Consider the following 11,920-nt stretch of genomic DNA (forward strand, 5'->3'; position numbering starts at 1 on the left):
ACCCCGCCCTTCCTCAACACCCCACCAGCGAAAACACCCAGCTCTGACGTGCCGTCACTGACACCCACCCACCGACACCAACCCGGCACATCGCAGGTGGTGCAGGCGCAGCGGCGGTGGGCTTGGGTGGCGCGGCGGTGGGCTTGGGTGGCGCGGCGGGCGGTGCGGGCTGGTGCGGAGGCGGAGCGGGTGTTCGCGTTGGCGCGGGCGGTGGTGGCCCGGTGGTGGGAGCAGGCTTACGGCTGGGAGCGGGAGGCGATCTGGCCGCGGCGCCTGCATCAGGTTGCGGGCGGGGATGCCGGTGGTGATCTGGAGTGGTGGCGGATCGTGGGGCGGGATGCGGTCGTCTTTCCGGAGGTGGTGGCGGTGGCCGAGGCGCTGCTGGACCCGGGCATGGCCGAGCTGGTGTGGGTGGACAGTGGTGCCGGGCGGCCGCGGGCGCTGCCCGCGGACGGGTTGTTCTGCCGCAGGCTCGGTGAGCGACTGGGGCGGGAATGGTTGGGGCCCCACCACCGGCGAGTCGGCGCAGCACGGCGAGGACGACAGCATCGACGACCTCCCCGACGACGACACCCGCCCCGCCGCGGCCGCCGGATTCGGGCTCTACGACGCACACGAGGAAGCCGACAGATGGTGAACCCGAACCCACAGAGTGCGCGCAGCACACCAGTCGGCGCCGGCAACGGTGATGCGGCCGAGCCGTCCTGGCCCCTGACCACCTGGCAGGGCTGGCACCGCTTCGCTACCACCGACCCGCCCACACCGCCCCAGCCCGACGGCCACCCCGCAGCTGCGAGGAACGCCTCGTTTACCACTCCAGCTTCGTCACCATCCGCACCCCAGCCATCAGCCAACTCGCCCCCCAGGTCCGCACCCTGATGATCCTCGGCCGCCACCAGCAGACCACCGCCCGCCCCTCCCTCATCGTCACCGGACCCGCCGCAGCCGGGAAAACCACCGCCCTCCTCCATGCCGGCCGCACCTGCCACCTCGCCCACACCCGCAAAAACCCCGCACCACTCAGATCAGCCCACGCCACGGCACCCGTCGCCTACGTCCTGGTCCCTCCCGGCGCCACCGCGAAAACCCTCATCACTGAGTTCGCCCGCTACCTCGGCATCCCTGTATCCACCCGCATGACCCAGACCCAGATCACCGACGCCGTCTGCCACACCTACACCACCGCCGGTGTCCAACTCGGAGCGGAAGCCGCCCTCTGCCGGATCTGCCCTGAACGGCCCGCGGCACACAGTGAACTGCGGCTTTGCCAGCGGCATCTGAGCCGTTGGGCTGTGCTCAAGAAAGAAGGAGATGACAGCGACTCCTTCGCCGCCTGGGTGAGCGGCGAACAGCCGTGTCCCGGCTACGGGCCCTGCGGCGCGGTCGTCTGCCCGGATCTGGCCGACTCCCCGCTGGGGCTGTGCCCGTGGCACGGCAGCCGCTACCGCCGCGACGGCAGGCCCGGTGACGCCGCGATGCCGGACAGTTGGTGGCAGCGATACGAGAAGTTCGGGAAGACGGTCCCGATCGAGTACGGCGACCAGGCGGCATTCCGACGCTGGTGCGCTTCCGTTCCGGCGCATCACTGGCCGGGCCAGATCAATCTGCGCGGGCTGCGGCCCCTGGTGCGAGCCGAGATCAAGTGGGGGCTGTTCGTCCACACCCAGCGGACCCGGCCGTCTCGATGGGGTCTGGGCTGGATCCGTGCCCTGGTGACCACTTGCCGGGCCTTGAAGTGAACTCTCTGGTCGATTTCGAGTTCGGGACCGGCGGTTCCGCCGCGTTCACCGGCGATCGCCAAGGAGATCCTGCACGAGCTGCGGCTGGTCTACTTCACCCCGCAGGAGGCCAAGGATGCCGGCTTCCTGGAGACCGAGCACTTCGGGGTGTTGTTCCCGCATCGCATGAGCCATTTCGACCTGACGAGTATCCCGCAGCGCTGGTTGCGGGACCTGACCTGGGACTATCTGGCTGATCTACTGCGGTCGCCACACTGTCCGAGATCGGGTGGCCCGTTCGATGGCTATCGTCGGGCTGCGCTGGAGCTGGGAGTGTTCCTGGAGCTTGAGGCTCCGGACGGTGGTCATGACCCCGCGGTCCTTCGAGGTGAGCACGCCCAGCGGTTCGTCGCCGATCAGCGGCACCGTGAACGCGAAGGCCTGGAATCACTGGCGGTCAAACGGCCTGGCGGGGCCGCAGGCATCGTGACCACGGCCACCCGGTCGGTGGTGTTCAACGCGATCCGCAAGCTGCTGCGTGACGCGTTGGACACCGGCGTCGCCGACAAGCTGGGCCTGGACAGAGAGTTCATCACAGGGTTCCCCACCGCCGGTGCCGCCACGGGCAGGACCGCACGCCGTCCCTTCCCCGACGAAGTCGCCCAGGCGCTGGCCGCTGAAGCCAACCTCGCAGAGCTCGCCGCCACCTATGACCTCAATGACAACGGGGCCCGTGACATCTGGGAGACCACCGTCACCACCGGCCGCCGCATCGGCGAGGTGATCAAGGTCCGCTGGGACTGCATCGGCCGCTACGGCGGCCTGGCGATGTTCTGGCACGACCAGACCAAGGTCGGCAACTACGACGCCGCGATCCGCATAACCGAACGCCTCTACGAGATCCTCGCCAAGCGTCAGCGCAAGACCTTTGACCGCTTCACCGCCCGCTACGGCTACCGGCCAACCGGCACCCAACGCGCCGCACTGGCCCTGTTCCCCACGACCTACCGCAGCCACGACGGGACGGTGTCGCTGACCCACCAGTGGTTCTACAGCCGGTTCCGGCCCTGGGTTGACGCCATGGACCTCGGCCACTACGTCCCCCACCACGCCCGTCACACTCTGGCCACCAGCCTGTTGCGCCACGGGGCGACGCTGACCCACATCCGCCGGTATCTGGGGCAGGTCAGTGATCGGATGGCGGAGCACTACGTTCATCTGACCAGCTCCGATCTGGAGAACGTGCTCCAGCACGTCTGGGTCGCCGGTCCCGGCGCCGCCCAGCCCAGACCGCCCGAGTCCGTGGCCGGCCGGCTCGACGAAGACTCCGCCGGGCGGCTCCTTCTGGAGATCCCCCTTTTCGACGCCCCGGCGGCGTGCTGATGGGCCCTGCAGACCGTGGAGTCGACGTTCACGTCCCAGGTGATCAGGCCCTTCGCATCCGCCTCGGCCTGCAGCTGGGTAAGGATCCGGGCCCACGTCCCATCCCGCTGCCAGCGTCGGAACAGGTCATAGACCCGGTCCCACGGCCCGAAACGCTCCGGCACATCTCGCCACGGAGCCCCGGTCCGGGTCCGCCACCGTATGCCGTCTATCAACTGCCGCCGCGTCCACACCTGCGGACGACCCGGCTTGATGCCCCGCGGCAGCAGCGGCTCAAGCCGGGCCCACTGCCCGTTCGTCAGATCCCCACGTCCCACAGGACGTGATCACCAACCAACAAGATCAACTTTCGCAACAGACCCTAGCCCATGTAGGACGCGGCCTAGAGGTCGTTTTCATCTATAATGCCTGGATATAGAGTGATTCTGCTCGACCTGGTTGATCCACGAGGAGCCGGTCGGGGTGAAGTGCATGTGAAACCGGGGCGTTGGGCCAGCCACATCCTGATCGCGGGCGTCTTGTGGGTGCCGTAGTTGTCGCAGATCAGGTGGATCTGTAGATGTGCGGGCACCTCCTTGTCGATCCGGATCAGGAACTTCTTGAACTCCGCAGCCCGGTGCCGGCGGTGCAGGGAGTTGATGACCTCGCCGGTGGCGACATCGAGCGCGGCGAACAGCGTGGTCAGGCCGTTGCGGACGTAGTCGTGGGTGCGCCGCTCGGGCATGCCCGGCATCATCGGCAGTACGGGCTGGGAACGGTCCAGGGCCTGGATCTGGGACTTCTCGTCCACCGAGAGGATCACCGCGCCCTCGGGCGGGTTGAAGTACAGCCCGGCGACGTCGTAGACCTTCTCCACAAAGAACGGGTCCGTGGACAGCTTGAAGGTGTCCGTCAGGTGCGGCTTGAGCTGGAACTTCCGCCAGATCCGGCCGACTGTGGACTTCGACAGGCCACTGTGCTCGGCCATCGACTTCCGCGACCAGTGCGTGGCTTTCTTCGGGATCTCCTCCAGCGTTGCGATCACGACCCCTTCGACTTGGTCGACACCGATGGTGGGCGGCCGGCCCGGCCGGGACTCGTCGGCCAGGCCGTCCAGCCGCTCAGCGAGGAACCGCCGACGCCACTTGCGCACAGTGTCCGCGGAGATCCGCTTGTTACGGGCCACCTCGACGATGGGTGGGACGTCAGGTCCGGCACACGCCAGCACGATCCGCGCCGCAACGCCAGCGCCTGAGCAAAGTTACCGGCGCAGGACACTAGCCGCTATCGGCTCCTCGTCCGCGCCGACACGTAATCGTTCCCGAAGCAGGTCCGCCCGCCGGGTGAGGAAGTCCGCCGCCCCCTCGGTCACCGAATGGTGCAGCGCGCTGATCGTGGTGGTCGCCGAGCGAAGCACTGCCACCTCCCCGGCCACGAACAGACCCTCCGTGAGCTGACGTTCCTCGCCAACTTGTGACAGCGCGCCGGTACTGTCTCTCCCTTCTCCCTTGCTGGCGATCCGCAGCCGTTCGACATGGAGGCGCTCCAGTTCCGTCCGGATCCGACATTCGGGCATGGTCTCGACCTTCAGCTCGGCTTCCTGTTCCACGTAGTCCCGGCTGAACGGGCTGGGGATGCAGCGGGCGACGTGGCCCGCTGCGGTCCGAATCAGCACGGTCCGGCGGGCAGCCCGCACCTGCCGCTGAAAAAGAGGCTGGATCGCTCCGTTTTCCACCGCTTCCTCGGTGAACAGATAGGCCGTTCCCATGAGGACACCGACGGCGACCCCGCGCGCGGTGAGCGGCGCGGCGATCGTGGCGACCATCGCGGCCGAGCGCTCGTTGTGCACACCCCCGGCGAGTAACACTTCCAGCCGCTGCGCCGAGTCCTCCCCCGCGTGGGACAGAAAGTCCTCCAGCACCGCAAGTTGGGCTTCCCACAACGGGAAGCCGGACCACGGCCCGACGGGTCCGCCGCACTCCGATCCCTTGAAGACAAATCTGCAGGCCCCGGCCTCCAGGAACTCCCTCAGCAGCACTGGCGAGGACGCGTGCAGAAAGGTGCGGATTCCAGCCTGCTCCAGTGCCTGGGCCTGGGACGGCCGACCGCTGGCGACGATTGCGTGCGTGGGTTTCAGCTCTCGTACGACATCAAGCTGTGCGCTCTGTATGTCCTCCGGCGCGGAGCCGAGCATGCCGACCCCCCAGGGCCTACCGGACATCGTGGCATGGGTCTCTACCAGCATTGCCCGCGTCTGCGCGCCATTCGCGAGCGCCAGAGCGACGAACGGCAGGGCGCCGTCCGCCGCCACAGCGTCAGCAAACCCTGCCTGATCGCTGACCTGGGTCATCGGTCCTTGAGCAACCGGCAGCCGGATGCCGAACGCCCGGCTCATCGCGGAGCCGTCACGCAGCGCCTGGGCCGCTACGTCATCGCGTACAGCGTCCCGCACAGCGTCGGTCAGGGCGCGGACCGTACGCCCGACATCACCCCAACGCTCGGCGAAGCGGGCAGCGAGGAAGCCGTCCTGGCCCACTGGAAGCAGCTGGGTGCTCAGGTCCCGGGCCCCCAGCATCGCCGCCACCGTTTCGGGATCGTCGGCCGGTACGAGCGGGGCGCTGGGACCACGACGGTGCAGCACCCGGTGACCGGCCATGAGAACGGTATCCGAGCCATCCATGGATCGCAGTTCTGCGGCCACCGCTTCGTCCAGCTCCGACTCGGCCAGCAGCGCCAGCTGGCTGTCCACTACGACCCCGCACGCTCCGCCGACCATACTGGCCGCCGCCGTACGAGGGCCGATGCCGCCGCAGACCCAGACCGGGATGTCCAAGCGGAGGTGCTGTAAGAGAGCGAAGCTGCTGAGCTCCCCGACTCTGCCTCCGCTCTCACTACCGCGGGCGACCAGCCCATAGGCTCCGGCACGGACCGCTTCGAGGGCTTGCTCCAAGTCCGCGACCTCGACGAGTACTTTGAAGTGCGCGGCGACGTCACCGACCTGCCACGGCGAGCCGATGCCAAGAATCACCGCGTGCGGTTCGGCTCCCCCTTCCATCCCTGTCTTCCCTGCCACAATCTCTTCGGGGCTCAGCCGGCAGCGGGCGCCGACCCGTACTCCGAACGGACGGGGTGCCAGATGCCGCATGTGCGCCAGCGCCTCTCTGGCATTTTGGTCTCCGGTCCCGAGGTCGAGTACACCGAGCCCGCCGGCGCGGCTGACCGCCGAGGCAAGTCTTGCGTCGGGCTCACCGAACGGGGTTATCCCAATGATCATTTCCGTGTTGCTGGCAGCAGATGTCATGGCTCTCCGGAGAATCACGTGGTTGCATTGCGTGAAGTCTGTGCTGTGGAATGGTTATTACCATGCCACAGTGGACGGTGGGCGCCTACTGGGTGTGAGATATCGGATGCCGATAAGCCGGTTCGGCCTCTGCCCGGAGATGTAATTCTGAATCGATGCGCGGATGTCTGTTGTTGTCGGACGAGAACGGCACGCCACATACCGCGCGGGCGAGCCGAACCAACCATGGCGCAGCCACTCGGCGTACTGAGACCTCAACGCCTCACAGTCGGGTACGGACGGTGCCACCAGATGGCAACGCCGCGTTTCGAAGACTGATCCCCCGGCTTGCGGCTGAGCGGCAGACCAAGGCCGCCAGCCGGCACTACTGCACCCCACATGGCGGTGAATACAACACGTTCGAACGTCGGCCGACCAGATAGGAGAGTGTCGGCCGCTGGGAGACAGCCAGGGCCTTGAGTGTCTTCCGGCACGAGGACCACGTCGGCCAGGTCGGATGAATGCGTCATTACGGGCAGGAGGGCGACGCGCGCGTTTTCCCTACCGGCCGGCGATCGACAGCCTGGGCTTGCTGTCTCGCTGGAGGGGGTATCCGCGGCCAAGACCTCGCCACGAAGCGGCGCGGCCGAAGCATGCTTGTGAGCCAGACGAAGCCACCGACTCCGACGACGAGGAGACTGGTAACGGCGGCCAGGCCGTCATGGTGGCCGAGAAGGGGACAGGGCTTCGACGGCGGCACGGGCCACGCCCATGCTATCGGCAAGGCGTCACGGCGTCCTGCCGAGCGGTCAGGACGAAGGCGCGGCCACTTGCCGGAGACAATCTTGCGAATGTGTGCGTGAGAGGTGATGAGGTGCTGGTCGTCTGCTCGAGCGGGGCAGGACACCTCCGCGCCGGGCTTCAGCGGATGGCTGCGCCTCGTCGGTCTCGCAATGTGCCGGATGCCGACAGACGCAGACTCTGACCCTCGGGGACGCGCAGCCCCGCTCTATCAGGGTGGTGTCAAACACGTCGAACGCTTTGACAAATTCTGCCGTCGACACGCCATCTTAAAGAGAGATCACACCAGCATGGCAGGTGGGGGGATTCATCGGGCGTCCCAACGGTGACGTGGTAGTCGCGTTATGGCTGCCCTGCCCACAGTTGACGCCGGGTGAGGAAGACGAGAAGCCCTTGCGGATACGGATAATCGTGCACAGCAGGGCGCCGAGGGAGGGGCCGCGAACCGCGCACGGGCCCGGACCGGCTGGGATTCCGGGTGGGCTACCTTCGGGGAGACATACAGCCGCCGTCACCCGACGATGTCAGCCGTACTTCACCACCCCGACGGCCTCATATTGCGGCACACCCAGACGATGACACAGAGCCCCGGCACTCTTGTACCCCGAGTCCCGGCCTCCGGCTGGACCAGTCCGGCGGCCCGCGTCAGCCGCGCGGCACGGCGGCGGCCACATCCGCTGCCTTCCCGCCGGAGCACGGCATGCACCCGCGGGGCTCAGCAGGTTCCGCGCGAGCGCGTAGGAACCTGGGTGATTTGCTCGGTCAGCTCAGCGTCACGGACGGCGCGGGGGCCTGGGGCACCGGTCCGGCCGGCGCAGAAGGCGGCACGGGAGACCTGCAGCAGTTCACACGCCCGTTTGACGCTGTGACCGCCCTGCCTTTTCCGCCTCGATGAACGGGTGCACCGTCACCGGGTGTCCTTCGCGTAGAAAGCCGTGGCCCGCCTGAGGACCTCCACGTCCCCCTGCCCGGCGGCACCCACATATGACGGCCGCCCGCGAGCACGCCATCGCCAACACCTGCGCGCAACTGAATCTCAAGATCCTCGCAGACAACGCGCACGTCGGAGCCGGCGGCACTGCGATCACCCCAATCAAGCGCCGCCCGAACGCGCAACTCCCCCACAAGCACAAGACCTCGACCAACGTCCACGCCGCACTACCTGCTCCCGAAGAGCGGACCATCTCCCGGATCAAGCAGTGCCAGACCTTCCCACACGCTCGGATCATCCCGAACAGACGCACGTCAGTCGCCACCCTCATGATCTCCACACGAAAGAGGCTCACGGTGTGTCCGCATTTGCGGGTGGGTCAGGATCAGCAGCTGCCGTCTCATGACCAAGCATCGCAGGCCTTGCTGATCGGACACATCCAGTTTTGACGAAAAGACAAATCCGCGAAGCCCCCTGGCGGACAGGTTGATCTTTGTCGCCAACCCATGCACCAGGAGTTTCGCCTCTTCTCGTGCTCATCCCACCACTCCGCATGCGCTGCGCCCGCTCAGAACCTCAGAGGATCGGGGATTTCACACGAAAGTCGCGAAGAGGCTACGCCATTTCACGCTTATGTGGTGGGACGGGTGTTTAGACAGGCACCCTTTGGAGCAGTGTAGGTTTGCACCACGAAGGAACTTGATTCCATGATCGATGGCTCGTCGACAACAACGTTCTTGACATACTTGCTGGTGCCGGTGACATTCAAGGTGCCGCGCACCCGCTTTCCTACGTCCATGAAACCCAAGGTGAGTACGTCACCTGCAGGAGCGATTACATTGGCCGTGAAACCGCTATCGATAGTGGTTTGCCACGTCCTGCCGTAGTTGCGTCCGCCCTGCATGCCGAATGATTGCTGAGTTGTCTGGCTGCCCGTACTCGACCCGGAAATGGTACCACTGAGCTTGCCCAACGTGTCGCCCTCATTGGTAGATGATTGGGTCGCGGAACCGATGTTAGGAGCCCAGGTCTGCGTCGTCCCTTTGATGGTTTCGTCTGTTTCGGCGTCGCCAGAAAGACCGACCTGCGAGGTGCTACCAATCCCTCCCGTCGTGGTTGAGGTGCCGAGGATTTGCCCTCCAATGTTGTCCGTGACTGCCGGATGAAGAGTAATGTTCCGCGAAATGGAAACGTCATGGTCGGAGCAGTTCAGGAACGAGTTCCCCACCGAAATAACACCGTTTCGGTACTCCGACTCCCCTTCGGGCGTGAATGTGCATCGATTTCCTTGGCGGCAAAGCTTCGTCACCTCCTCGACCGACGGAAGAAGTTTATTTCCGTCAAAGGCCTGGGCCTTGGGCATGCTGCGTACGGAGGCGGGGGCGACCTTGGCGATGGAGACGCCCGGGCCCGGCTCGGCTGCCGCGCCCTGCGGGACTCCCAGCAGTCCGAGCACCTCTCCCGCCGCGGCACCGACCATGAGCGTGACGGCCGTCAGTCTACGCGAGACGCCAGTTTTCATATTACCCTCTAATCGAATTGTGAACATATTACCCGTCTTGGAAATATGGACGTACGTGAATGTCTGTCATACACCGCTCAATATGATGACCAGATCGACTCAGCGGGTGAAACTGGAACCCTCCGCCACATTTGCTTGGCTAAAGGGTTGTCCCGTGAATGATCTTTGGTGTGCTGGGTGACCTGCTGGTTTCTGTGTTTCCCGGCAAGGACGAGGTTGTGCAGGCGGGCGATGCCGAGCATGGCGTAGTGGACGCCGCCGCCTCTCAGGCGGCAGTCGCGAAGGATCTTCCGTCCCTTCATGCGGGCGAAGACGCGGTCGACGCGGGCGCAGACCTTCCGGTGGGAGGTGTTGTGTTCCTCTTTCCAGGCCGGGAGCTCGCTCTGGCCGCGCTCCCGCCGGTGCGGGATGACCAGGCCGGTGCCCCGGTAGCCGCCGTCGGCGCTGACGGTGGTGTTGCCGGCGGCGTGTTGGGCGCCGGACAGCTCTCACGCCCTGCAGTCGTTGTGGTTGTCGGCAACCGGCTGGAAGACGGCGACGACAAGCCGGGTGCCGGCGTCAATGACGGCCTGATGGCGGGTGGAGCAGCGGTAAACCTTCGACTGCTCGGCGATGGCGTGGTCGCAGGCAGGGACCAGGGTGCCGTCCACGATCAGCACGGTGTCCTTGCGGAACCGCTTGCGCTGCTGGAGCGCGAGCGACGGACCAAGGTGATCGATGATGCGGTCGGCGGCCGGCTCCGACACCCCGGACAGCGGTGCCGGCTGCAGCAGAGTGAGGTTCGTGCGCCAGTACGCGGCGACCAGCAGCACCCGGTGCTCCAGCGGCAGGCTCCAGAGCCGCCCCTTGCACACCGGGCCCGCACCCTCACGCCGCAGCGCGGTGATCAGTCTGCCGAACTGACGCGCAATCAGCCCGGTGAACGGGCCTGTCAGGAAGGCTCCGATGCCGTGATCACACCAGCCGCAACGAGATCATCCCACCCGTGACCAGCAATTGCGGACAACCCCTAGCTTGATCTTTAACGTCCCGTGTCGAATGGTGCGTCGAACTTGATCACTCGGTCCGGTATCCGCCGTAGATGAAGGCGGCCTTCGCCTGAACATGTGCTCCGACCAAGGAACACACATCTTCAGAACGAAGGCCGTGGGGATGAGTCTGCCGCATCGCGACACACGCCGAGAGGCCCTGGAGCAACTGTCGTGCTTCCGGGGCGAGTTCTACTCCTGTCTCACCGCCCGTCCGGATGCGTTGTTCGAGCTGGCTGATGCCGTTCTGTGCGGCGACGGGCCGGTGAGGTCACTGCCCGAGCTGTCACTGGTCGGCGAACACCGCTGCGGTCATGGCGGGCTCTACTCAGCCGTCGCCCGCGGCCGGATCGATGCCAGCCGACTGCGGAGGGTCCTGGCCTCGGTGTCGCTGCCACGGCCGTCGACGGCCGACTGGTCCTGGCCGTCGACATCACCTGCTGGCTGCGGCCCGATGCACACACCTCACCGCAACGGATCCTGTGTCACACCTACGGCCGGGGCAAAGACCAGCACATCCCGGATTCCCGACTGGCCATACTCGATCATCTGCGCACTCGAGCCGGGCCGCAGCTCCTGGACCGCTCCGCTGGACGCATTGCGCCTGCAGCCCGGGGACGACACCGCCACCGTCACCGCCCGGCAACTGCGCGAACTGATCGAGACCCTGATCAGGGCAGCCCAATGGCAGGAAGGCGACCCAAAGATCCTCATCATCGCGGACGCCGGCTACAACGCACCCCGTCTCGTATTCCTGCTGAGGGACCTGCCGGTGCAGGTGCTGGCCCGGATGCGCTCGGACCGCGTCTTGCGGCGGGCCGTCCCGCCCCGGCAGCCTCACACCCAGGCCCGGCCGCCCCGGCACGGCAGCGAGTTCGTCTTCGGCCAGCCCGGCACCTGGGTCACCCCGGACACCGAGACTGTCACCGCCACACGTCTATACAGCACCGCCAGAACCCCCTCCCGGGACCGACCGCACCCCAGGCTCACCCACCGCTCTTCCTGCGCACTCCCCGACGGCACCTCCCGGTCATCGAGGCAACGGTGATCCTCCCCGACATCGACCACCTGCCCAGCGGAGCAACACCCAAGCCGGCCTGCCTGTGGTGGTCAGACACCAACGCCACCCCCACAGACGCCGGCCGCCTCTGGCAGGCCTACCTTGACGATGCGACATCGAACGCACCTTCCGCCTGTTCAAACAGACCCTCGGCTGGACCGCCCCAAAGATCCGCACACCCGAGGCCGCCGACCGCTGGACCTGGCCGATCCCCGCCG

Annotated in this window: 7 protein-coding genes and 3 pseudogenes; 5 read left to right on the forward strand and 5 right to left on the reverse strand. The window is 66.4% G+C overall.

Annotation, left to right across the window (positions count from 1 at the left end; genetic code table 11):
- Positions 1 to 475: 475 nt before the first annotated feature.
- The 3 genes from ABZ624_RS40280 to ABZ624_RS40290 all read left to right on the forward strand — a co-directional run bounded on the left by ABZ624_RS40280 (position 476) and on the right by ABZ624_RS40290 (position 3,101).
- Positions 476 to 637 (forward strand): hypothetical protein, encoded by a 162-nt coding sequence (locus ABZ624_RS40280; RefSeq protein ID WP_360100150.1) that lies wholly within the window; start codon positions 476 to 478, stop codon positions 635 to 637.
- A 241-nt stretch (positions 638 to 878) separates the two neighbouring features.
- Positions 879 to 1,739 carry a hypothetical protein gene (locus ABZ624_RS40285; RefSeq protein WP_360100153.1) on the forward strand — a complete coding sequence of 287 codons (861 nt, stop codon included), beginning with the start codon at positions 879 to 881 and terminating at the stop codon, positions 1,737 to 1,739.
- Positions 1,740 to 1,904: 165 nt separating this feature from the next.
- A complete protein-coding gene (locus ABZ624_RS40290) occupies positions 1,905 to 3,101 on the forward strand; it encodes a tyrosine-type recombinase/integrase (protein ID WP_360100168.1) in 1,197 nt (398 codons plus the stop codon).
- On the opposite strand, the pseudogene ABZ624_RS40295 reads toward ABZ624_RS40290, so the two are convergent.
- From ABZ624_RS40295 to ABZ624_RS40305, 3 genes and pseudogenes are all read right to left on the reverse strand, one after another.
- A pseudogene (locus ABZ624_RS40295) lies at positions 3,083 to 3,418 on the reverse strand (IS5 family transposase); the annotation flags it as partial. The gene ABZ624_RS40290 and the pseudogene ABZ624_RS40295 overlap by 19 nt on opposite strands.
- Before the next feature lie 108 nt (positions 3,419 to 3,526).
- Positions 3,527 to 4,317, reverse strand: a pseudogene (locus tag ABZ624_RS40300) (IS630 family transposase); the annotation flags it as partial.
- A 24-nt stretch (positions 4,318 to 4,341) separates the two neighbouring features.
- Positions 4,342 to 6,381 (reverse strand): nitronate monooxygenase, encoded by a 2,040-nt coding sequence (locus ABZ624_RS40305; RefSeq protein WP_360100156.1) that lies wholly within the window; start codon positions 6,379 to 6,381, stop codon positions 4,342 to 4,344.
- 1,764 nt (positions 6,382 to 8,145) lie between these two features.
- Between ABZ624_RS40305 and ABZ624_RS40310 the strand changes: the two genes are divergently transcribed.
- On the forward strand, positions 8,146 to 8,541 hold the full coding sequence (locus tag ABZ624_RS40310; RefSeq protein WP_360100159.1) for a hypothetical protein: 396 nt from the start codon (positions 8,146 to 8,148) through the stop codon (positions 8,539 to 8,541).
- A 182-nt stretch (positions 8,542 to 8,723) separates the two neighbouring features.
- On the opposite strand, the gene ABZ624_RS40315 is transcribed toward ABZ624_RS40310, so the two are convergent.
- On the reverse strand, positions 8,724 to 9,614 hold the full coding sequence (locus ABZ624_RS40315) for a hypothetical protein (protein WP_360100162.1): 891 nt from the start codon (positions 9,612 to 9,614) through the stop codon (positions 8,724 to 8,726).
- A gap of 200 nt (positions 9,615 to 9,814) precedes the next feature.
- Positions 9,815 to 10,572: pseudogene (locus ABZ624_RS40320) on the reverse strand (transposase); the annotation flags it as partial.
- Positions 10,573 to 10,766: 194 nt separating this feature from the next.
- Here ABZ624_RS40320 and ABZ624_RS40325 point away from each other — a divergent pair.
- On the forward strand, positions 10,767 to 11,690 hold the full coding sequence (locus ABZ624_RS40325) for a transposase (protein ID WP_360100165.1): 924 nt from the start codon (positions 10,767 to 10,769) through the stop codon (positions 11,688 to 11,690).
- The last annotated feature ends 230 nt before the right edge of the window (positions 11,691 to 11,920 follow it).

This window comes from Streptomyces sp. NPDC007205, from assembly GCF_040634095.1.
Lineage (GTDB): Bacteria > Actinomycetota > Actinomycetes > Streptomycetales > Streptomycetaceae > Streptomyces.